Source organism: Streptomyces sp. S.PB5, assembly GCF_030403745.1.
Lineage (GTDB): Bacteria > Actinomycetota > Actinomycetes > Streptomycetales > Streptomycetaceae > Streptomyces.
Genome location: NZ_JAQMWP010000004.1, coordinates 166,301 through 187,606, shown reverse-complemented (window position 1 = coordinate 187,606; position 21,306 = coordinate 166,301). Strand labels below are relative to the sequence as shown.

The following is a 21,306-nucleotide window of genomic DNA, read 5'->3' as shown; positions in this document are numbered from 1 at the left end:
CCCACGGCCGGCTGCCTCACAATGGGTAGCATGCCGATAACCGGGACTCCCAGCCGCGCCGAGCTCGTCGACCACCTCGTACGGACCCGCATCGCGGGCGCTGTCGCGACGCCCCGCGAGAACAACCTCTCCCACTACCGCCAGCTGGCCAACGGCGTCCGCAACTTCTGGCTCGGCCTGGAGCTCGGCGACCGCTGGACCGACGAGCAGGACGTGCTCGCGGTGATGGCGGAGCGGGTGGGCGTGAACGACGACCCGGAGTACCGGTACGGCCAGGACACCATCGACCCCGAGCTGACGGTCGACGGCCTCGACCGGATGGCGGCGCGGCTGCGGAAGGCCGCCGACGGACAGCAGCGGGTCCTCTTCGCCACCGGCCACCCCGGCGGCCTCCTGGAGGTGCACCACTCCACCGCCGTCGCGCTGCGCGCGGCCGGCTGCGAGATCGTGGTCATCCCGGAGGGGCTGCAGACGGACGAGGGGTACGTCATGCAGTTCGCGGACGTGGCGGTCCTGGAGCACGGGGCGACCCTGTGGCACACCCACTCCGGCGAGCCGATGAAGGCCATCCTCACCGCCCTGGAGCGCGAGGGGCGTCCGCTGCCCGATCTGGTCGTCGCGGACCACGGCTGGGCGGGGTACGCCGGTCAGCACGGCGTCGACTCCGTCGGGTACGCCGACTGCAACGACCCGGCGCTCTTCCTCGCCGAGGCGGAGGGGACCGTGCAGGTGACGGTCCCCCTCGACGACCACGTCCTGAGCCCTCGCCACTACGACCCGATGACGGCGTATCTCCTCAACGAGGCCGGCCTCCTCTAGCCGGTCGGACGACCGACGGCTCAGATCCCGGCGGCTCAGATCCCGGCGGCTCAGATCTCGGCGGCTCAGTTCTCGGCGGCTCAGATCCCGGCGATCGAACCCGGGGCTCGTTCGTCGCGGGCGAGCCCCCGGATCGCCCGCGACGAGGGTGTGGACACCGTCGTAGAGCGAGAAGACCGCGCCGCCGACGAAGTGGCGACGGCGGCCACGGCGACCGTGAAGGCCGACTCGCCGCCGCCGTTCTCCTCTCGTCCCATGCCCCTCAGTGTGGGCGAGGTGCGCGGACCACGCCTTCCTGGACGACCGAGACCGCGAGCCGTCCGTCCTGGGTGTAGATGCGCGCCTGACCGAGGCCGCGGCCGCCGTACGCGGACGGCGACTCCTGGTCGTACAGGAGCCATTCGTCGGCGCGGAAGGGCCGGTGGAACCACATGGCGTGGTCGAGGGAGGCTCCGACGACGTCGTTGACCGCCCAGCCGCCGCGTCCGTGCGCGAGGAGGATCGAGTCGAGGAGGGTCATGTCGGAGACGTAGGTGGCGAGGACGACGTGCAGGAGGGGTTCGTCAGCAGCACCGCCCAGCTTGCCGTTGGTGCGGAACCAGACCTGGGAGCGCGGTTCGCGGGGCTCGCCGAACTTGCCGTACGGCGGCTCGTCGACGTAGCGGAGGTCGATCGCCTCGCGGGCCTCCAGGAACTTCTCCCTGACGTCCGGGGCGATGTGGTCGTAGCCGCGGATCCGCTCCTCGGAGGTGGGGAGCGTGGCCGGGTCCGGGGAGACCGGCATGGGGGCCTGGTGGTCGAAGCCTTCCTCGTACTTCTGGAAGGAGGCCGACAGGGCGAAGATCGGCTGGCCGTGCTGGACGGCGACGACCCTGCGGGCGGTGAAGGAGCGGCCGTCGTTCATGCGGTCGACCGTGTAGACGATCGGCGCGCCCGGGTCGCCGGTGCGCAGGAAGTACGCGTGGAGAGAGTGGGCGAGGCGGTCCTCGGGGACCGTCCGCCCGGCGGCGACGAGTGCCTGGGCCGCGACCTGACCGCCGAAGACGCGCGGGACGATGGCGGGCCGGGACCGGCCGCGGAAGATGTTCTCCTCGATCTGCTCCAGGTCGAGCAGATCGAGGAGACCCTGTAGTGCCTGACTCATGCAGTCATTTCTACTGGTCAGTAATTGCGGGGATCTTACAGACCCATGTCCTTACAGACCCATGTCCTTCGCGATGATCGACTTCATGATCTCGCTGGTGCCGCCGTAGATGCGGTTCACACGGTTGTCCGCGTACAGGCGGGCGATCGGGTACTCGTTCATGAAGCCGTAGCCGCCGTGCAGCTGGAGGCAGCGGTCGATCACGCGGTGCGCGACCTCGGTGGCGAACAGCTTGGCGCTGGCGGCCTCGGCGGGGGTCAGCTCGCCCGCGTCCAGGGCCTCCAGGGCGCGGTCCACGACGGCCTCGGCCGCGTCGACCTCGGCCTTGCAGGCGGCCAGCTCGAACTTGGTGTTCTGGAAGGACGCGACCGGCTTGCCGAAGACGGTGCGCTCCTGGACGTACTGCTGGGCGAACCGGACGGCCGCCTTGGCCTGCGCGTAGGCGCCGAAGGCGATGCCCCAGCGCTCGGAGGCGAGGTTGTGGCCGAGGTAGTAGAAGCCCTTGTTCTCCTCGCCGAGGAGGTCCTCGACGGGCACCTTGACGTCGACGAACGCCAGCTCGGCGGTGTCGGAGGTGCGCAGGCCGAGCTTGTCGAGCTTGCGGCCGATGGAGTAGCCCTCGGACTTGGTGTCCACCGCGAACAGGGAGATGCCGTGGCGGCGGTCCTCGGCGGTGGGCGCGGCGGTGCGGGCGCAGACGATCACCCGGTCGGCGTGGACACCGCCGGTGATGAAGGTCTTGGAGCCGTTGAGGACGTAGTGCGTGCCGTCCTCGGAGAGCTTGGCGGTGGTCTTCATGCCGGCGAGGTCGGAGCCGGTGCCCGGCTCGGTCATCGCAAGGGCCCACATCTCCTCGGCGGAGACGAACTTCGGCAGGAACCGCTTCTTCTGCTCGTCGGTGGCGAGCATCTTGATGTACGGCAGGCCGAGCAGCACGTGCACGCCGGAGCCGCCGAAGTGGACGCCCGCGCGGGCCGTCTCCTCGTACATCACGGCCTCGAACTTGTACGAGTCGATGCCGGCGCCGCCGTACTCCTCGTCCACGTTGATGCCGAAGAGGCCCAGCTCGGCGAGCTTGTAGTAGAACTCGCGCGGCGCCTGGCCGGCGGCGAACCACTCGTCGTAGACGGGCACGACCTCGGCCTCGATGAACGCCCGGAGGGTCTCCCGGAACGCCTCGTGGTCCTCGTTGAACACCGTACGGCGCACCGCGCCACCTCCACCTGGCTCAGGATCGCTTGTCTAAGCGCTTGCTCAGACTCTAAAGGTACCGGCCGGTAGGGAGGACCGTCCAGGGGAACCCGTCCGTAACGCTCGTCACTCCCCCGCCGCCGCGAACGCCCCCCGGGCCATCCGGTGCAGCAGTTCGGCCGTGGCGCCGCGGCCCGGCAGGGAGCCCGGGCGGCCGAGGTGCGGGGTGGAGTTCAGCAGGCCGAAGACCGAGTGCACCGCCGAGCGGGCGGTGGGCTCCGTCAGCCCCGGATAGACCTCCCGCACGACCTCCACCCACAGCTCTACGTACTGCCGCTGGAGCTGCCGTACGAGCTTGCGGTCGCTGTCGCGCAGGCGGTCCAGCTCGCGGTCGTGCAGGGTGATGAGCGGGCGGTCGTCGAGCGCGAAGTCGATGTGGCCCTCGATCAGGGAGTCGAGGAGGGCCTCCGCCGAGCCCCCGTCCGCCTCGGCGGCCCGCCGCTTCGCACCCGTCAGCAGCTGACCGCTGATCCCCACCAGCAGCTCGGCCAGCATCGCGTCCTTGCCCGCGAAGTGCCGGTACAGGCCGGGACCGCTGATGCCGACGGCGGCCCCTATCTCGTCGACGCCGACACCGTGGAAGCCGCGCTCGGCGAAGAGCCGCGCGGCCTCCTTGAGGATCTGTTCGCGCCGGGTGGGGGCGTCGGTTCTGGTGGCCATGGAGGCAATTCTAGACAGGGAGGTTAGCGGTCGTTAACCTGAAGGAAATGCGTTAACGCTCATTAACAAGGTGAGGGGATCGCAAGGATGCATCAGGCACCGGAGCTTTCCAGCGCGGCAGACCCCGCGTCGGAGGCCTGGCGGGCCAATGAGCAGGGCCACCGCCGGCTCGTCGAGGAGCTGCACGACAAGCTCGCGGCAGCCAGGCTCGGCGGCGGCGAGAAGGCGCGCGCCCGGCACACCGCGCGCGGCAAGCTGCTGCCCCGGGACCGGGTCGACACCCTCCTCGACCCCGGCTCGCCCTTCCTGGAGCTCGCCCCGCTCGCCGCCGACGGGATGTACGAGGGGCAGGCGCCGGCCGCCGGTGTCATCGCCGGGATCGGGCGGGTCAGCGGGCGTGAGTGCGTGATCGTCGCCAACGACGCGACCGTCAAGGGCGGCACGTACTACCCGATGACGGTGAAGAAGCACCTCCGCGCCCAGGAAGTGGCGCTGGAGAACCGCCTGCCCTGCATCTACCTCGTGGACTCCGGCGGCGCCTTCCTGCCCATGCAGGACGAGGTCTTCCCCGACCGTGAGCACTTCGGGCGAATCTTCTACAACCAGGCCCGGATGTCCGGCGCGGGCATCCCGCAGATCGCCGCGGTCCTCGGCTCCTGCACGGCCGGCGGCGCGTATGTCCCGGCGATGAGCGACGAGGCCGTCATCGTCCGCAACCAGGGCACGATCTTCCTCGGCGGCCCGCCCCTGGTGAAGGCCGCCACCGGCGAGGTCGTCACCGCCGAGGAGCTGGGCGGCGGCGAGGTCCACTCCCGGATCTCCGGCGTCACCGACCACCTCGCCGAGGACGACGCCCACGCCCTGCGCATCGTGCGGAACATCGCCGCGACGCTCCCCGCGCGCGGCCCGCTGCCCTGGTCGGTGGAAGCGGCGGAGGAGCCCAAGGTCGACCCGTACGGCCTGTACGGCGCCGTCCCGGTCGACTCGCGCACCCCTTACGACGTACGCGAGATCATCGCGCGCGTGGTCGACGGGTCCCGTTTCGCGGAGTTCAAGGCCGAGTTCGGCCAGACCCTGATCACCGGTTTCGCCCGGATCCACGGCCACCCGGTCGGCATCGTCGCCAACAACGGCATCCTCTTCTCCGAATCCGCCCAGAAGGGCGCCCACTTCATCGAGCTGTGCGACCAGCGCGGCATCCCGCTCGTCTTCCTGCAGAACATCTCCGGCTTCATGGTGGGCCGTTCGTACGAGGCCGGCGGCATCGCCAAGCACGGCGCGAAGATGGTCACGGCGGTCGCCTGCACGCGCGTGCCGAAGCTGACGGTCGTCGTCGGCGGTTCGTACGGCGCCGGCAACTACTCGATGTGCGGCCGGGCCTACTCCCCGCGCTTCCTGTGGATGTGGCCCAACGCCAAGATCTCCGTCATGGGCGGCGAACAGGCCGCCTCCGTCCTCGCGACCGTCAAGCGGGACCAGTTGGAGGCGCGCGGCGAGGACTGGCCGGCAGCGGACGAGGAGGCCTTCAAGGACCCGATCCGCGCGCAGTACGACCGCCAGGGGAATGCCTACTACGCGACGGCCCGCCTGTGGGACGACGGGGTCATCGACCCCCTGGAGACCCGTCAGGTACTGGGGCTGGCCCTGACCGCCTGCGCCAACGCGCCACTGGGCGACCCCCAGTTCGGCGTCTTCCGGATGTGAGGACCCATGTTTGACACCGTTCTTGTGGCGAACCGGGGCGAGATCGCGGTCCGCGTGATCCGCACCCTCCGCTCCCTGGGCGTGCGCTCGGTGGCCGTCTTCTCCGACGCCGACGCCGACGCCCGGCACGTCCGCGAGGCGGACACGGCCGTACGCCTGGGCCCGGCGCCCGCCGCCGAGAGCTATCTGTCCGTGGAGCGGCTGCTGGAGGCCGCCTCGTCGACGGGCGCCCAGGCCGTCCACCCCGGCTACGGCTTCCTCGCGGAGAACGCGGCCTTCGCGCGCGCGTGCGCCGACGCCGGGCTGGTCTTCATCGGCCCGCCGGCGGACGCGATCGCGCTGATGGGCGACAAGATCCGCGCGAAGGAGACGGTGGACGCGGCCGGGGTGCCGGTGGTGCCGGGCGGGCGCGATCCGGAACTGGCATCCGCTGCTTTGGAATTGGGCGCTCCCGTCCTGCTCAAGCCCTCCGCCGGCGGCGGCGGCAAGGGCATGCGTCTGGTGCGGGATCTGACGGTGCTGGACGACGAGATCGCCGCCGCCCGCCGCGAGGCCCGCGCCTCCTTCGGCGACGACACCCTCCTGGTCGAACGCTGGATCGACCGCCCCCGCCACATCGAGATCCAGATCCTGGCCGACGGCCACGGCAACGTCGTCCACCTCGGCGAACGCGAATGCTCCCTCCAGCGCCGCCACCAGAAGATCATCGAGGAGGCGCCGAGCGTCCTGCTCGACGAGCAGACCCGCGCGTCGATGGGCGAGGCGGCGGTCCAGGCGGCCCGCTCCTGCGGCTACCGGGGCGCGGGCACGGTGGAGTTCATCGTCCCCGGCGGCGACCCGTCCTCGTACTACTTCATGGAGATGAACACCCGCCTCCAGGTGGAACACCCGGTGACGGAGCTCGTCACCGGCCTCGACCTGGTCGAGTGGCAGCTGCGGGTCGCGGCGGGCGAGAAGCTGGCCTTCGGCCAGGAGGACGTACGGCTGACCGGGCACGCCGTCGAGGCCCGCATCTGCGCGGAAGACCCCTCCCGCGGCTTCCTCCCGTCCGGCGGCAGGGTGCTGCGCCTGTCCGAGCCCCAGGGAGACGGCATCCGCACGGACTCCGGGCTCAGCGAGGGCACCGAGGTCGGCAGCCTGTACGACCCGATGCTGAGCAAGGTCATCGCGTACGGGCCGGACCGCGCGACGGCCATCCGCAAGCTCCGGGCGGCCCTCGCGGACACGGTCACGCTGGGCGTGCAGACGAACGCCGGGTTCCTGCGGCGGCTGCTGGCCCATCCGGCGGTGGTGGCGGGCGAGTTGGACACGGGTCTGGTGGAGCGGGAGGTCGACGGGCTGATCCCCGTCGGCGTACCGGAGGAGGTGTACGAGGCGGCTGCGGCCGTACGGCTGGAGGCGCTGCGGCCTCAGGCGGACGGGCGGACGGCCGGCTGGACGGACCCGTTCTCGGAGCCGAGCGGCTGGCGGCTGGGCGGGACCCCGAAGCCCGTCGCCTTCCACCTCCGCGTCCAGGACCCCGTGGAGCACGCCCCGCTCGGTACCGCCACCGTCACCGCCGACCAGGTGTCCGTGACCCTCGACGGCGTACGCCACACCTTCCACCGCGCCGCCGACTGGCTGGGCCGCGACGGCGACGCCTGGCACGTGCGCGACCACGACCCGGTGGCCGCCTCGCTCACCGGGGCCGCGCACGCGGGCGCCGACTCGCTCACCGCGCCGATGCCGGGGACGGTGACGGTGGTGAAGGTGGCGGTCGGCGACGAAGTGGCCGCGGGCCAGAGCCTGTTGGTCGTGGAGGCGATGAAGATGGAGCATGTCATCTCCGCCCCGCACGCCGGGACGGTCGCCGAACTGGACGTCACCCCCGGTTCGACGGTCGCGATGGACCAGGTCCTGGCAGTCATCACCCCGGCGGAGGAGGACCAGTGACACTCCCCATGGTCGTACCGTCCGCGGGCCTTCCCGCCCGTGTCCGCATCCATGAGGTCGGCGCCCGTGACGGCCTCCAGAACGAGAAGTCGACGGTCCCGACGGAGATCAAGGCGGAGTTCGTCCGCCGCCTGGCCGACGCGGGCCTGACGACGATCGAGGCCACGAGCTTCGTGCACCCGAAGTGGGTGCCTCAACTGGCCGACGCGGAAGACCTGTTCCCCCAGCTGACGGACCTCCCGGTGGACCTGCCGGTGCTGGTCCCGAACGAACGCGGCCTGGATCGCGCGCTGACCCTCGGGGCTGGGCGGGTGGCCGTCTTCGCCAGCGCGACGGAGTCCTTCGCCAAGGCCAACCTCAACCGGACGGTGGACGAGGCGCTGGCGATGTTCGAGCCGGTGGTCGGACGCGCGAAGGCTGCGGATGTGCACGTGCGGGGCTATCTGTCGATGTGCTTCGGCGACCCGTGGGAGGGCGCGGTCCCGGTCCCGCAGGTGGTGAAGGTCTGCAAGGCGCTGCTGGACATGGGCTGCGACGAGCTGAGCCTGGGAGACACGATCGGGGTGGCGACGCCGGGCCATGTACGGGCGCTGCTCACCGAACTCACCGAACAGGGCACGCCGGTGGAGAAGCTGGGCGTCCACTTCCACGACACCTACGGCCAGGCGCTCGCGAACACCTACGCGGCGTTGCAGCACGGGGTGACCACCGTCGACGCCTCCGCGGGCGGCCTCGGCGGCTGCCCGTTCGCCAGGTCCGCCACCGGCAACCTCGCCACCGAAGACCTCGTGTGGATGCTGCAGGGCCTCGGCATCGACACCGGAGTCGACCTCGACCGTCTCGTCGCCACAAGCGTCTGGATGGCCGACCAACTGGGCCGACCCAGCCCGTCCCGCACCGTCCGAGCCCTGTCCCACAAGGAGCAGTGACCCGCCATGGACCACCGACTCTCCCCCGAACTCGAAGAACTCCGCCGCACGGTGGAGGAGTTCGCACACGAGGTAGTAGCCCCCAAGATCGCCGACTACTACGAACACCACGAGTTCCCCTACGAGATCGTCCGCGAGATGGGCCGCATGGGCCTGTTCGGCCTGCCCTTCCCGGAGGAGTACGGCGGCATGGGCGGCGACTACATGGCGCTGGGCGTGGCCCTGGAGGAGCTGGCGCGCGTCGACTCCTCGGTGGCGATCACTCTGGAGGCCGGGGTGTCGCTGGGCGCGATGCCGCTGCACCTCTACGGCACGGAGGCCCAGAAACGGGAGTGGCTCCCCCGCCTGTGTTCGGGCGAGATCCTGGGCGCGTTCGGCCTGACCGAGCCGGACGGCGGCAGCGACGCGGGCGCGACGCGGACGACGGCTCGCCTGGACGAGTCGACGAACGAGTGGGTGATCAACGGCACCAAGTGCTTCATCACCAACTCGGGCACGGACATCACGGGCCTGGTGACGGTGACGGCGGTGACGGGCCGCAAGCCCGACGGCAAGCCGCTGATCTCCTCGATCATCGTCCCGTCGGGCACACCGGGCTTCACGGTGGCGGCGCCGTACTCGAAGGTGGGCTGGAACGCGTCGGACACCAGGGAACTGTCCTTCCAGGACGTCCGAGTCCCCGCGGCCAACCTCCTGGGCGAGGAGGGCAGGGGCTACGCCCAGTTCTTGCGGATTTTGGACGAGGGCCGCATCGCCATCGCCGCCCTGGCGACGGGCCTGGCGCAGGGCTGCGTGGACGAGTCGGTGAAGTACGCGAAGGAACGGCACGCCTTCGGCAAACCGATCGGCGCGAACCAGGCCATCCAGTTCAAGATCGCCGACATGGAGATGAAGGCGCACACGGCACGGCTGGCGTGGCGGGATGCGGCTTCGCGGCTGGTGGCGGGCGAGCCCTTCAAGAAGGAGGCGGCGCTGGCGAAGCTGTACTCGTCGACGATCGCGGTGGACAACGCGCGGGACGCGACGCAGGTCCACGGCGGCTACGGCTTCATGAACGAGTACCCGGTCGCCCGTATGTGGCGGGACTCCAAGATCCTGGAGATCGGGGAGGGGACGAGTGAGGTGCAGCGGATGCTGATCGCTCGGGAGTTGGGGTTGGTGGGCTGACCGCCGGACGCCGGCCCGCATCCATCAGGAGCGGGCCGGCATCAAGGCTGGATCCGAGCGACCCATCAACCTGAACCGAAAATCTCCTCCACGCTCGACGGCCAATCGGAGTGATCGAGTTCGGCGCTGACAAGCAGGTCCCGCCAGTCCGTCTCCATCAGGTCGATCGCCCGGACGAGACCGTCGAGGCTCCCGTTGGCGAGAATGACTACGGCAGCCGTGATCCTTTCGTGGGCACTCTCGTGGAATGTCCTCAGCTCGGCGTCTTCCAACAGCGAGACGACCGAACTCGCCTCGTTTCCGTACTGGTTCTCGATCACGGCAGCGATGCGGTCTGTGACTGCCACCTGTTCCTCCCCACACTTCAAGGCTGCAAGCAGCCCGCCCGCGGACAATGCCCCCTCGGCCCTACTTGCCCATGCGCCCCCGCGCCCGCCGCACCTGACGGTTGTCGCCGACCACGTCGAGGAATCGCCGACCGGCGCCGGCCTCGTACGCCGGGCCCTCCAGTCGCAGCAGGGCGCCGTCGCGGACGACGGCGTACGCCACCGGATTCTCCGCCTTCGGGAGGGTGACCGGGTGGCGTCCGTCCGGGAGTTTCCTGAGGCTTGCGGGCAGGCGCAGGCGGGCCGTGCCGTCGGGGCCGGGGAGCAGCTTGGCCTCCACCTTGGCGGTGGCCACGGTGACCTCGACGGGGAATGGCGGGCCGTCCGTAGCGGCCAGGTAGGGGAGGCCGAGTGAGCGTCGGGCGCGCTCGGGGTTCGCGGCGACCAGCACGTCCGTGTCGGGTCCGAGCCGGCGCTGGCGCTCGCCCATGTCCAGTGCGAGCTGGCCCTTGACCGTCCAGTACGGCAGCGCGAGCCGCCCGCCGCTCAGCGCCGGGCCCGCGGCGGGGGCGCCGGGCTCGCCGTCCCCGCTCACCCGGAGCATCCGCTCCACGCCCAGGAGTTGGACGTACGCCCACACGTCGTGCACGCCGCGTTCCAGCGGACGCCCACCGGCCAGCCGCTCCGGGTCGAGACGCAGCTGCCCTGAGGCGACGACCTGCGAGCGCCCCTCCCCGAGGGACTTCAGCCGCACCTGGAGGTCGCCCTCCGGGTACCACCAGTCCTCCCGGTCCCGGTCCTTGACCACCAACTCGCCGTACGCCATCCGGAACGGGTCGGTGACCTCCCAGCCGTCCTCGGTGCCGGGGACACCGTCCAGCAGCTCCGGGTCCAGCCACCACTTCCCGTCCCGCTCGACGACGACCAGAGGTTCGCCATCGCCGCGCAAGAGATCCAGTGTGACGTCGGCGACGAGGCTGCCGTCCTCCCAGCGCGCTCCGCCGACCTGGCTGCGGGCCTTGACCGCCCGGACACGCTCGGCGAGAGCGAAGGCCCCGTCGAAGTCGCCGCGTTCGAGGAACTCGGCGCGCAGCCGGGACACCGCGGGCAGCCCGTCCCGTACGGCCGCCGGGAACTCCTCGACCGCCAGTTCCCGGGCCGCCTCGAACCGCTGCCGCTGCTCGGCGGGGTCCTCGCGCAGGATCTCGGGCTCCCGGGTCCGGGAGAGGACCTCCACGTGGTAGAGGCGGTGCAGCAGCCGGTTCTGCAGGGCGTCGATGTCGTCGGAGGGGGTCGTCCCGTCCTTGATCTGGCGCACGATGGTGCGGGCGTTGGCCCAGAAGCCGTGCCGCGGGTTGAAGCGGTGCTGGGTGTTGTTGCCGCCGTCGTCCCGCTTCATCCAGTAGTAGCAGGGGTAGTCGGCGAGGATCGAGATGCGCTCCGCCTTGAGGTAGGCGGCGCTGACGAAGAGCAGGTCCTCCAGGATCCAGGGCCCCTCCGGGAACTGCAGCCCGTGCTCCTCGACGAAGCCCCGCCGGAACATCTTGTGCGGCGACATGCTCTGCATGAGCTCGTCGTTCTCGATCGTGCAGGCGTCCACGGTGTGCCGGAACAGCCGCCGGGGCCGCACCATCGTGCTGGACATCTTGCCGATCACCACATCGGCGTCGTTCCGCTTGGCGTGCTCGTACAGCCGCTCCAGGGCCTCGGGGCCGAGCGTGTCGTCGTGGTCGACGAACTGGATGTACTCACCCTTGGCGTGCCGCATGCCATGATTGCGCGGTGCCCCCGGCCAGCCCGAGTTCGGCCGGGTGTGCAGCTGGACGTTCGGATGTGCGGTGGCGATCTTCTCCAGCCGGGCCGGCGTGTCGTCCGTCGAGCCGTCGTCGACGTAGATGACTTCGTACTCGTCGGCAGACAGGCTCTGCCCCAGCAGCGACGGCGCGCACTCGTCGACGTACTTGCCCGTGTTGTAGACGGGGACGATCACGCTGACCTTGATTCTCGGCATATCACGGACTTTACCGGGCGGTCACATCTGTAAAGACGGCGTGACCCCGTGCCGGACAGGCCGCGAGCAACGGGCGCTGTTTTCAAGGGAGTTGCCGCTACTGCGCCTTCACAGACCCTGACACAGCCCCCGCACAGCTTTCGATCCAAGGCCCCCACCCCCTGGACAAGCAATGAGGTTAGGCTAACCTACCTTCGAACTTGTCCGGCGGGCGCTTCGCCCCGTTCGAAAGCAGCCACACTCATGTCCAACGCCAGAGCCACCCACCTCACCCGCCGCGGCCTCCTCGCCGCGGGCGGCGCCCTCGGCCTCGGGGCCGTGCTCGCGGCCTGCGGTGACGACGACGCGAAAAGCGGTGGCTCCGGCAAGGAGACGACCTCCGCGAAGAAGTCCGGTCCCTGGACCTTCAAGGACGACCGCGGCACCGAGGTGAAGCTCGACAAGATCCCCGCGAACATCGTCGCGTTCACCGGTGTCGGCGCCGCCCTCCACGACTACGGCGTCCAGGTCAAGGGCGTCTTCGGCCCCACCAAGACCAGCGACGGCAAGGCCGACGTCCAGGCCGGCGACATGGACATCTCCAAGGTCGAGATCCTCGGCAACGTGTGGGACCAGTTCAACGTCGAGAAGTACGCCGCCCTCGCCCCGGACGTCCTCATCTCCACGACGTTCGACGCCGCCGGCACCCTCTGGTACGTCCCCGCGGCCTCCGCCGAGAAGATCGCCAAGCTCGCCCCGAGCGTCGCGATCTCCGTCTACGACCGCCAGCTCACCGAGCCGCTGCAGCGCATGTGGGAGCTCGCCGAGTCGCTGGGCGCCGACATGACGGCCGCCTCGGTCGTCGACGCGAAGAAGAAGTTCGAGGCCGCCGCGACCCGGCTGCGCGCCGCCGCCAAGGCGAAGCCCGACATCAAGGTGATGGCCGGTTCCGCCAGCCAGGACATCTTCTACGTCTCCGGCACCAACCTCTCCATCGACCTGGAGTACTTCAAGGCCCTCGGCGTGAACTTCGTCGAGCCGCCGGAGAGCGCCAAGAAGGAGGGCGGCGGCTGGTTCGAGTCGCTGAGCTGGGAGAACGTCGACAAGTACAAGGCCGACATCATCATGATGGACGACCGCTCTGCGACGATCCAGCCGGCCGACATCACCGAGGCCACCTGGAAGAAGCTGCCGGCCGTGAAGGCGGGCCAGGTCATCGCACGGTCGCCCGAGCCGATCCTGTCGTACGACAAGTGCACGCCGCTTCTGGAGACGCTCGCCGAGGCGCTCGAGAACGCGAAGAAGGTCAGCTGAAAAACGGGGCTTGATGTGGTGGGTGAACTGCGGGCCCGTCGTGGCTGGTCGCGCAGTTCCCCGCGCCCCTAGGTACGTCACCTCGCCCCCTGATTCAAGGCTCAGGAGCATCCCGATGACCACCGCCGTCGCCGCCCCGTTCCGCTTCTTCAGTCTCCAAGTCGTACGGACACGGCCGCTCGGCCCGTCCCTGGTCCGAGTGTCCTTCGCAGGCGACGACCTCCAGCACTTCCACTCCAACGGCTGCGACCAGTCGCTGTCCCTCTTCATCCCCGCCGAGGGACAGACCGAGCCCCATGTCCCCATCGAGCTCGGCGACGGCTGGTGGCAGGCCTGGCGTGAACTCCCGGACGACGTACGGGCGGTCATGCGGTCGTACACGCTCCGCGCCCTGCGCCGGGGCCCCGACGAGATCGACATCGACTTCGTCCTGCACGGAGTCGAGCCCGACGCCGCCACCCCCGCCGGACCCGCCTCCCGCTGGGCCGCGCAGGCCACCGCCGGGGACCGCGTCCTCCTCCTCGGCCCCGCCGTCGCCGACAACCGGGCGATCCGGTTCCGGCCGGCCGACGACACCGATCTCGTTCTCGTCTGGGGCGACGAGACCGCCGTGCCGGCCGTGTCCGCGATCGTCGAGTCGCTGCCGGCGGGCACCCGGGCCAAGGTGTGGCTGGAGGTGCAGCACGCGGAGGACATCCAGGACCTGGCGACCGAGGCCGACGCCGAGGTCACCTGGTTCGTGCGGGACCAGCAGGCCGGTGACGGAACCGAGGGCTCCCCCATGGCCCTCGGTGCCATCCGTGACGCCCAACTCCCGCCCGCCGAACGCCCGTGCGTCTGGATCGCGGGCGAGTCGAGCTGTGTGAAGCAGCTGCGCCGGCACTTCGTCGGCGAGCGTCGCATCGACCGCCGGAGCGTCACCTTCGTCGGGTACTGGCGCCAGGGGATGACCGAGGAACAGCTCCGCGCCGCCGAGTAGCCGTCAAGAACGATCCCGAGCCGCCGCACGCCCAACTCCCCGGTGTGCGGCGGTGACTGCTGTGCGGGGAGTGCCGACTGCGGCTGAAGTGACCGTAGTCACGGCCGATGCCGCGCTTGATCCAAGTTACTTAGGTTAGGCTAACCTAAGTAAGCGAGAACAACGCGAACGCGAAGCGAAGATCGCGTCCCCACGCGTCCCCACCCCGTCCGACCCGCACGGACTGCTCCCCCCGGAGGACCCCCACCATGCGCTCGCACCTGCTCAATGACACGACCGCGGAGCAGTACCGCCGCTCCGTGACCGAAGGAGTAGAGCGGGTGGCAGCCAAACTCGCCGCCACCGACCGTCCGTTCACGGGTGTCACCGTCGACGCCCTCGCCCCGACGATCGACGCGATCGACCTCGACAAGCCGCTGCTGGACACCGCCGCGGCCCTCGACGAGCTGGAGGACGTCTACCTCCGCGACGCGATCTACTTCCACCACCCGCGCTACCTCGCCCACCTCAACTGCCCGGTCGTCATCCCGGCCGTGCTCGGCGAGGCGATCCTCTCCGCGGTCAACTCCTCCCTGGACACCTGGGACCAGTCGGCCGGCGGCACCCTCATCGAGCGCAAACTGATCGACTGGACGACCGCGCGCGCCGGGCTCGGCCCCAACGCGGACGGCGTCTTCACCTCCGGCGGCAGCCAGTCCAACCTCCAGGCCCTCCTCCTCGCCCGGGAAGAAGCCAAGACGGACAGCGCAGCCAAACTGCGTATCTTCGCCTCCGAGGTCAGCCACTTCAGCGTCAAGAAGTCCGCCAAACTCCTTGGCCTCTCCCCCGACTCCGTGGTCACCATCCCCGTCGACCACAACAAGCGGATGCAGACCGTCGCGCTCGCCCACGAGCTGGAGCGCTGCAAGGCCGCCGGCCTCGTCCCCATGGCCGTCGTCGCCACCGCCGGCACCACCGACTTCGGCTCGATCGACCCGCTCCCGGAGATCGCCGAGCTCTGCGAGCAGTACGGCACCTGGATGCACGTCGACGCCGCCTACGGCTGCGGTCTGCTCGCGTCGGTGAAGTACCGCGACCGCATCGACGGCATCGAGCGCGCCGACTCGGTCACCGTCGACTACCACAAGTCCTTCTTCCAGCCGGTGAGTTCCTCCGCCGTGCTGGTCCGCGACGCGGCCACCCTGCGGCACGCGACCTACCACGCGGAGTACCTCAACCCCCGCCGGATGGTCACCGAGCGCATCCCCAACCAGGTCGACAAGTCCCTGCAGACCACCCGCCGCTTCGACGCCCTCAAGCTGTGGATGACCCTGCGCGTGATGGGCGCCGACGGCATCGGCGAGCTCTTCGACGAGGTCTGCGACCTGGCCGCGGACGGCTGGAAGGTCATCGCCGCCGACCCGCGTTACGACGTCGTGGTCGAGCCCACCCTCTCGACCCTCGTCTTCCGCTACATCCCCGCCGCCGTGACCGACCCGGCCGAGATCGACCGCGCCAACCTCTACGCCCGCAAGGCCCTGTTCGCCTCCGGCGACGCGGTGGTCGCGGGCACCAAGGTCAACGGCCGCCACTACCTGAAGTTCACCCTGCTCAACCCCGAGACCACGACCGAGGACATCTCGGCCGTCCTCGACCTGATAGCCGGCCACGCCGAGCAGTACCTGGGAGAGTCCCTTGACCGCGCGTCCTGAACACCCGACCACGGCCCCCGCCGACGTATACGACTTCGTAGGCATCGGGCTCGGCCCGTTCAACCTCGGCCTCGCCTGTCTGACCGAGCCCATCGACGAACTCGACGGCGTCTTCCTGGAGTCGAAGCCCGACTTCGAGTGGCACGCCGGCATGTTCCTCGAAGGCGCCCACCTCCAGACGCCGTTCATGTCGGACCTGGTGACGCTCGCGGACCCGACCTCGCCGTACTCCTTCCTCAACTACCTGAAGGAGAAGGGCCGGCTGTACTCGTTCTACATCCGCGAGAACTTCTACCCCTTGCGGGTGGAGTACGACGACTACTGCCGCTGGGCCGCGAACAAGCTGAGCAGCGTCCGCTTCAGCACGACGGTCGCCGAAGTGACGTACGAGGACGGCGTGTACGTCGTCACGACGACCACGGGTGACGTCTTCCGCGCCCGCCACCTCGTCCTCGGCACCGGCACCTCCCCGCACTACCCGGACGCCGTGCGCGGTCTCGGCGGCGACTTCTTCCACAACTCGCAGTACATGCAGAACAAGGCGGAGCTGCAGAAGAAGGAGTCGATCACCATCGTCGGCTCCGGACAGTCCGCCGCCGAGATCTACTACGACCTCCTCGCCGAGATCGACGTCCACGGCTACCGGCTCAACTGGGTGACGCGCTCCCCGCGCTTCTTCCCCCTCGAATACACCAAGCTCACGCTGGAGATGACCTCCCCGGAGTACATCGACTACTACCGCGAGCTGCCCGAGGCCACCCGCTACCGGCTCACCGCCCAGCAGAAGGGCCTGTTCAAGGGCATCGACGGCGATCTCATCAACGAGATCTTCGACCTGCTCTACCAGAAGAACCTCGGCGGACCGGTCCCCACCCGGCTGCTCACCAACTCCGCGCTGAACGGCGCGACTTACGAGAACGGCACGTACACCCTCTCCTTCCGCCAGGAGGAGCAGGAGAAGGACTACGACCTCCAGACGCAGGGCCTGGTCCTCGCCACCGGTTACAAGTACGCCGAGCCGGAGTTCCTGACCCCCGTCAAGGACCGGCTCCGGTACGACACCCAGGGCAACTTCGACGTCGCCCGCAACTACTCGATCGACACCACCGGCCGCGGCGTCTTCCTCCAGAACGCCGGCGTGCACACCCACAGCATCACCTCGCCCGACCTGGGCATGGGTGCGTACCGCAACAGCTACATCATCCGTGAGCTGCTCGGCACCGAGTACTACCCGGTCGAGAAGACGATCGCGTTCCAGGAGTTCTCCGTATGAGCACCACCGCCCCACAGGTGGCCCCCTTCACCTTCCGCCCGCTCGACCCGCTCAAGGACGCCGAGCTGCTGCACGGCTGGGTCACGCACCCCAAGGCCGCGTTCTGGATGATGCAGGACGCGAAACTGGAGGACGTCGAGCGCGCGTACATGGAGATAGCCGCCGACGAGCACCACCATGCGCTGCTCGGCCTCGACGAGTACGGCGTCCCCGTGTTCCTGATGGAGAAGTACGACCCCGCCCACCGTGAGCTGGTCGGCCTGTACGAGCCGCAGCCGGGCGATGTCGGCATGCACTTCCTCACCCCGGCGACCGACAGGCCGGTGCACGGCTTCACCCGGTCCGTCATCACCGCCGTGATGGCCCACCTCTTCGAGGACCCGGCCGTCCAGCGGGTCGTCGTCGAGCCGGACGTCTCCAACAAGGCCGTCCACGCCCTGAACGAGGCCGTCGGGTTCGTGCCCGAACGGGAGATCCAGAAGCCGGAGAAGAAGGCGCTGCTGAGCTTCTGCACCCGGGAGCAGTTCCTGGCCGCCGCGAAGACGACGGAGGTGCCCGCATGAGCCTCGCCGACTCCGTCGCCCACCTCTCCCCCGAGCGCTGGGAGCAGGCCAACCGGCTCCTCATCCGCAAGTCGCTCGCCGAGTTCGCGCACGAGCGGCTCATCACGCCGGAGGCCACCGCCGACGGCCGCTTCGAGGTCCGCAGCGACGACGGTCTGACCCGCTACGGGTTCACCGCCACCCGCCGCGCCCTCGACCACTGGCAGGTCGACGCCGGCTCGATCTCCCGTCAACGGGACGGCGTCGACCTCCCCCTCGCCGCCCTGGACTTCTTCATCGAGCTGAAGACGGCGCTGGGCCTGAGCGACGAGATCCTGCCGGTCTACCTGGAGGAGATCTCCTCCACCCTCTCCGGCACCTGCTACAAGCTCACCAAGCCCCAGATCCCGGTCGCCGAGCTCGCGAAGAGCGGCTTCCAGGCCATCGAGACCGGCATGACCGAGGGCCACCCCTGCTTCGTCGCCAACAACGGGCGGCTCGGCTTCGGCATCCACGAGTATCTGTCGTACGCCCCGGAGACGGCGAGCCCGGTCCGCCTGGTCTGGCTGGCCGCGCACCGCTCGCGCGCCGCCTTCACGGCCGGGGTCGGCATCGAGTACGAGACCTTCGTACGCGAGGAGTTGGGCGCGGAGACCGTCGAGCGCTTCCACGCCACGCTCACCGCCCAGGGCCTCGACCCCGCCGACTACCTCCTCATCCCGGTCCACCCCTGGCAGTGGTGGAACAAGCTCTCCGTCACCTTCGCCGCCGAGGTCGCCCGCCGGCACCTCGTCTGCCTCGGTGAGGGCGAGGACGAGTACCTGGCCCAGCAGTCCATCCGGACCTTCTTCAACAAGTCCAACCCCGAGAAGCACTACGTGAAGACGGCCCTGTCCGTCATCAACATGGGCTTCATGCGCGGCCTTTCGGCGGCGTACATGGAGGCGACCCCGGCCATCAACGACTGGCTCGCCCAACTCATCGACAACGACCCGGTGTTGAAGTCGACGGGCCTGTCGATCATCCGCGAGCGTGCCGCCGTCGGCTACCGCCACCTGGAGTACGAGGCCGCGACCGACCGCTACTCGCCGTACCGCAAGATGCTGGCGGCCCTGTGGCGCGAGAGTCCGGTGAACTCCCTCCAGGACGGCGAGTCGTTGGCGACGATGGCCTCCCTGGTCCACGTCGACCACGAGGGCAGGTCCTTCGCGGGCGCCCTGATCGAGCAGTCGGGCCTGGCCCCGAAGGAGTGGCTGCGCCGCTATCTGACGGCGTACTTCACCCCGCTGCTGCACAGCTTCTACGCCTACGACCTCGTCTACATGCCGCACGGCGAGAACGTGATCCTCGTCCTGAAGGACGGCGCCGTCGAGCGCGCGGTCTACAAGGACATCGCCGAGGAGATCGCGGTCATGGACGTCGACGCGGTACTGCCGCCGGCGGTCGAACGGCTCCGCGTGGACGTCCCGGAGGACAAGAAGCTCCTGTCCATTTTCACGGACGTCTTCGACTGCTTCTTCCGCTTCCTCGCCGCGAACCTCGCCGACGAGGGCATCCTCACGGAGGACGACTTCTGGGGCACGGTCGCGGACATCACCCGCGAGTACCAGGCTTCGATGCCCGAACTCGCGGACAAGTTCCGGCAGTACGACATGTTCGCCCCGGAGTTCGCGCTGTCCTGCCTCAACCGCCTCCAGCTGCGCAACAACAAGCAGATGGTGGACCTGTCGGACCCGGCGGGCGCGCTGCAGCTCGTCGGCAACCTGAAGAACCCCATCGCAGGGCTGTAGTACATCGCAGGGCGGTGGTACACGGCCCCACAGACAGACGGGCGCCCCGGGGTACGGTCCCCCGGGGCGCCCGTCCGCATCCGCGTCTACCGTGCGGGCCAGGGCACTTGAGGCGACCGGTAGTAGTCGATCCCCAGCGCCTCCCACCGCGGCCCCTGCGCCGCGAGCCGCACCTTGTAGGTGTCCCAGTCGTGCGTGGCGGCCGGCGACCACCCCAGCTCGGCCGCCCCCGCCAGCCTCGGGAAGGCCATGTACTCGATGTCGTCCGACTTGGTGATCGTCTCGGTCCACAGCGGCGCCTCGACACCCCGGACCGCCGAAGCGGGTACGCCCGGCAGGTAGTTGCCGGGATCCCAGTCGTAGGACCGCTCGACCTCGACCAGGCCCGCCCAGTCCAGCCCCAGCGGAGTGTCCGCCGTGTACTTCATGTCGAGGTAGATCCGGTCGGCGGGCGAGAGAACGATCCCCGTCCCGTTCCGGGCGGCGGCAGCGACCCGCTCCTTCTCCTCGGCGCTCGTGCCGTCGAGCCCCCAGTACTGGGCGACGGCCCCCTTCGCCGGGGTCGCCCCGGTCAGCTGATGCCAGCCGACCACGGTCTTGCCGTACTTGGCGACGACCGGCTGCACCCGTGCCATGAACGTCACATAGTCCTCGTGACTCGTGGAGTGTGCCTCGTCCCCGCCGATGTGGAGGTACCTGCCCGGTGTGAGCGCGGCCAGTTCCCGGATCACGTCGTCGACGAAGTCGTACGTGACGTCCTTGGACACGCACAGCGAGCTGAACCCGACGTCGGTGCCCGTGTACAACGGCGGTGCCACGCCGTCGCAGTTGAGCTCGGCGTACGAGGCGAGGGCCGCGTTGGTGTGTCCCGGCATGTCGATCTCGGGCACGACCTCCAGATAGCGCGAGGCCGCGTACCGCACGATCTCCTTGTAGTCGGCCTTGGTGTAGAAGCCACCGGGCCCGCCGCCGACCTGTGTGGAGCCGCCGTGGGTGGCGAGCCGCGGCCACGAGTCGACGGCGATCCGCCAGCCCTGGTCGTCGCTGAGGTGCAGATGCAGCTTGTTGACCTTGTACAGGGCGAGTTGGTCGACGTACCGCTTGACCTGGTCGACGGTGAAGAAGTGCCGCGAGACGTCGAGCATCGCGCCGCGCCAGCCGTAGCGCGGGGAGTCCTTGACGGTGCCGCCGGCGATCAGCCAGGGGCCGGGCTGCACCGAGTCCTTCTCGACGGCGGCGGGGAGGAGTTGGCGCAGGGTCTGGACACCGTGGAAGAGCCCGGCCGGCTTGGCGGCGGTGATGGTGACCCCCTTGGCTCCGCTGTCGAGCCGGTACCCCTCGGCACCGAACGCGCCCTTCGCCAGCCGCAGTCGGATGCCGTCCTGGCCGCCGGAGGCGGTGACCGGCAGCGGGTAGCCGGTCGAGGGCCGCAGCACCTTCGCGGCGTACTCGCCGATACGGCGGACCTCCTGGGAGGCGCCGACACGGATGCGGGTGTCACGGGTGATGCGGTACGGCGATCCGCCGGGCGCGACCGAGGCGGGCGCGGGGACGACCTCGCCGAGCGGCCGGGCCTTCCGCGCCGCCTCCTCCGCCGCGACCTCCGGCGTGGGCGCCGCTCCCGCGACGAAGGTGCCCGCGGCCGCGACGAGCAGCAACGAGCCGAGCAGTCGGGTCACACGGGGAGTTGGTCTGTGGTGCGGTCTCACATCTGGCTCCCTTCACCCTGGATTGGTAGAGACCACTCTGCCATGGTCCCGCGACGACGGACCGGCGAAGACGCTGTTCGGCTGGG

Annotated in this window: 17 protein-coding genes and 1 pseudogene; 11 read left to right on the top strand and 7 right to left on the bottom strand. The window is 69.7% G+C overall.

Features of this window, described 5'->3' with window-relative positions:
• Nucleotides 1-30: 30 nt before the first annotated feature.
• The gene (locus tag PH203_RS12410) at nucleotides 31-819 is read left to right on the top strand and encodes a phosphatase (RefSeq protein WP_289919810.1); all 789 of its coding nucleotides are present in this window, start codon (nucleotides 31-33) and stop codon (nucleotides 817-819) included.
• Between the two features lie 80 nt (nucleotides 820-899).
• On the opposite strand, the gene PH203_RS12405 is transcribed toward PH203_RS12410, so the two are convergent.
• The 4 genes from PH203_RS12405 to PH203_RS12390 form a co-directional block, all read right to left on the bottom strand.
• A complete protein-coding gene (locus PH203_RS12405; RefSeq protein ID WP_289919809.1) occupies nucleotides 900-1,076 on the bottom strand; it encodes a hypothetical protein in 177 nt (58 codons plus the stop codon).
• A gap of 5 nt (nucleotides 1,077-1,081) precedes the next feature.
• Nucleotides 1,082-1,963, bottom strand: coding sequence for an acyl-CoA thioesterase II (locus tag PH203_RS12400; RefSeq protein WP_289919807.1), 882 nt, complete (start codon nucleotides 1,961-1,963; stop codon nucleotides 1,082-1,084).
• A gap of 51 nt (nucleotides 1,964-2,014) precedes the next feature.
• A complete protein-coding gene (locus PH203_RS12395; RefSeq protein WP_289919805.1) occupies nucleotides 2,015-3,172 on the bottom strand; it encodes an acyl-CoA dehydrogenase family protein in 1,158 nt (385 codons plus the stop codon).
• Between the two features lie 108 nt (nucleotides 3,173-3,280).
• Complete coding sequence (locus tag PH203_RS12390; protein ID WP_289919803.1) at nucleotides 3,281-3,874, bottom strand: TetR/AcrR family transcriptional regulator; 594 nt, start codon at nucleotides 3,872-3,874, stop codon at nucleotides 3,281-3,283.
• 87 nt (nucleotides 3,875-3,961) lie between these two features.
• Between PH203_RS12390 and PH203_RS12385 the strand changes: the two genes are divergently transcribed.
• From PH203_RS12385 to PH203_RS12370, 4 genes are read left to right on the top strand one after another with little or no spacing between them, the layout of a single operon-like run.
• Nucleotides 3,962-5,578: a carboxyl transferase domain-containing protein gene (locus tag PH203_RS12385; protein ID WP_289919801.1), complete on the top strand. Its 1,617-nt coding sequence runs from the start codon at nucleotides 3,962-3,964 to the stop codon at nucleotides 5,576-5,578.
• 6 nt (nucleotides 5,579-5,584) lie between these two features.
• Nucleotides 5,585-7,510 carry a biotin carboxylase N-terminal domain-containing protein gene (locus PH203_RS12380; RefSeq protein WP_289919799.1) on the top strand — a complete coding sequence of 642 codons (1,926 nt, stop codon included), beginning with the start codon at nucleotides 5,585-5,587 and terminating at the stop codon, nucleotides 7,508-7,510.
• A complete protein-coding gene (locus PH203_RS12375; protein ID WP_289919798.1) occupies nucleotides 7,507-8,439 on the top strand; it encodes a hydroxymethylglutaryl-CoA lyase in 933 nt (310 codons plus the stop codon). Before PH203_RS12380 ends, PH203_RS12375 begins: the two co-directional genes overlap by 4 nt.
• A gap of 6 nt (nucleotides 8,440-8,445) precedes the next feature.
• On the top strand, nucleotides 8,446-9,606 hold the full coding sequence (locus PH203_RS12370; protein WP_289919796.1) for an acyl-CoA dehydrogenase family protein: 1,161 nt from the start codon (nucleotides 8,446-8,448) through the stop codon (nucleotides 9,604-9,606).
• 65 nt (nucleotides 9,607-9,671) lie between these two features.
• On the opposite strand, the gene PH203_RS12365 is transcribed toward PH203_RS12370, so the two are convergent.
• Together PH203_RS12365 and PH203_RS12360 are read right to left on the bottom strand one after the other, a co-directional pair.
• Entirely contained in the window at nucleotides 9,672-9,953 is a 282-nt protein-coding gene (locus PH203_RS12365; RefSeq protein ID WP_289919795.1) for a hypothetical protein, read from the bottom strand.
• Between the two features lie 61 nt (nucleotides 9,954-10,014).
• Nucleotides 10,015-11,943, bottom strand: coding sequence for a glycosyltransferase family 2 protein (locus PH203_RS12360; RefSeq protein WP_289919793.1), 1,929 nt, complete (start codon nucleotides 11,941-11,943; stop codon nucleotides 10,015-10,017).
• Between the two features lie 243 nt (nucleotides 11,944-12,186).
• On the opposite strand from PH203_RS12360, the gene PH203_RS12355 reads away from it, so the two are divergent.
• The 6 genes and pseudogenes from PH203_RS12355 to PH203_RS12330 all read left to right on the top strand — a co-directional run bounded on the left by PH203_RS12355 (nucleotide 12,187) and on the right by PH203_RS12330 (nucleotide 19,511).
• On the top strand, nucleotides 12,187-13,236 hold the full coding sequence (locus PH203_RS12355) for an ABC transporter substrate-binding protein (RefSeq protein WP_289919791.1): 1,050 nt from the start codon (nucleotides 12,187-12,189) through the stop codon (nucleotides 13,234-13,236).
• A 115-nt stretch (nucleotides 13,237-13,351) separates the two neighbouring features.
• Complete coding sequence (locus PH203_RS12350) at nucleotides 13,352-14,215, top strand: siderophore-interacting protein (protein ID WP_289919789.1); 864 nt, start codon at nucleotides 13,352-13,354, stop codon at nucleotides 14,213-14,215.
• Between the two features lie 248 nt (nucleotides 14,216-14,463).
• A pseudogene (desA, locus tag PH203_RS12345) lies at nucleotides 14,464-15,906 on the top strand (lysine decarboxylase DesA); the annotation flags it as partial.
• Nucleotides 15,890-17,179, top strand: coding sequence for a lysine N(6)-hydroxylase/L-ornithine N(5)-oxygenase family protein (locus PH203_RS12340; protein WP_289919787.1), 1,290 nt, complete (start codon nucleotides 15,890-15,892; stop codon nucleotides 17,177-17,179). The pseudogene desA and the gene PH203_RS12340, both read left to right, overlap by 17 nt.
• The gene (locus tag PH203_RS12335) at nucleotides 17,176-17,742 is read left to right on the top strand and encodes a GNAT family N-acetyltransferase (protein ID WP_289919785.1); all 567 of its coding nucleotides are present in this window, start codon (nucleotides 17,176-17,178) and stop codon (nucleotides 17,740-17,742) included. Before PH203_RS12340 ends, PH203_RS12335 begins: the two co-directional genes overlap by 4 nt.
• On the top strand, nucleotides 17,739-19,511 hold the full coding sequence (locus PH203_RS12330) for an IucA/IucC family siderophore biosynthesis protein (protein WP_289919782.1): 1,773 nt from the start codon (nucleotides 17,739-17,741) through the stop codon (nucleotides 19,509-19,511). The genes PH203_RS12335 and PH203_RS12330 overlap by 4 nt, the downstream gene beginning before the upstream one ends.
• 86 nt (nucleotides 19,512-19,597) lie before the next feature.
• Here PH203_RS12330 and PH203_RS12325 read toward each other — a convergent pair whose 3' ends face one another.
• The gene (locus PH203_RS12325) at nucleotides 19,598-21,220 is read right to left on the bottom strand and encodes a beta-N-acetylhexosaminidase (RefSeq protein WP_289919780.1); all 1,623 of its coding nucleotides are present in this window, start codon (nucleotides 21,218-21,220) and stop codon (nucleotides 19,598-19,600) included.
• Between the last annotated feature and the right edge of the window lie 86 nt (nucleotides 21,221-21,306).

Excerpts from the sequence above, each read along its gene's own strand:
- PH203_RS12350 (WP_289919789.1), top strand. The coding sequence starts at position 13,352 with ATGACCACCGCCGTCGCCGCCCCGTTCCGCTTCTTCAGTCTCCAAGTC.
- PH203_RS12335 (WP_289919785.1), top strand. The coding sequence starts at position 17,176 with ATGAGCACCACCGCCCCACAGGTGGCCCCCTTCACCTTCCGCCCGCTC.
- PH203_RS12405 (WP_289919809.1), bottom strand. The coding sequence starts at position 1,076 with ATGGGACGAGAGGAGAACGGCGGCGGCGAGTCGGCCTTCACGGTCGCC.
- PH203_RS12385 (WP_289919801.1), top strand. The coding sequence starts at position 3,962 with ATGCATCAGGCACCGGAGCTTTCCAGCGCGGCAGACCCCGCGTCGGAG.
- PH203_RS12360 (WP_289919793.1), bottom strand. The coding sequence starts at position 11,943 with ATGCCGAGAATCAAGGTCAGCGTGATCGTCCCCGTCTACAACACGGGC.
- PH203_RS12410 (WP_289919810.1), top strand. The coding sequence starts at position 31 with ATGCCGATAACCGGGACTCCCAGCCGCGCCGAGCTCGTCGACCACCTC.
- PH203_RS12355 (WP_289919791.1), top strand. The coding sequence starts at position 12,187 with ATGTCCAACGCCAGAGCCACCCACCTCACCCGCCGCGGCCTCCTCGCC.
- PH203_RS12330 (WP_289919782.1), top strand. The coding sequence starts at position 17,739 with ATGAGCCTCGCCGACTCCGTCGCCCACCTCTCCCCCGAGCGCTGGGAG.
- PH203_RS12400 (WP_289919807.1), bottom strand. The coding sequence starts at position 1,963 with ATGAGTCAGGCACTACAGGGTCTCCTCGATCTGCTCGACCTGGAGCAG.
- PH203_RS12370 (WP_289919796.1), top strand. The coding sequence starts at position 8,446 with ATGGACCACCGACTCTCCCCCGAACTCGAAGAACTCCGCCGCACGGTG.
- PH203_RS12380 (WP_289919799.1), top strand. The coding sequence starts at position 5,585 with ATGTTTGACACCGTTCTTGTGGCGAACCGGGGCGAGATCGCGGTCCGC.
- PH203_RS12390 (WP_289919803.1), bottom strand. The coding sequence starts at position 3,874 with ATGGCCACCAGAACCGACGCCCCCACCCGGCGCGAACAGATCCTCAAG.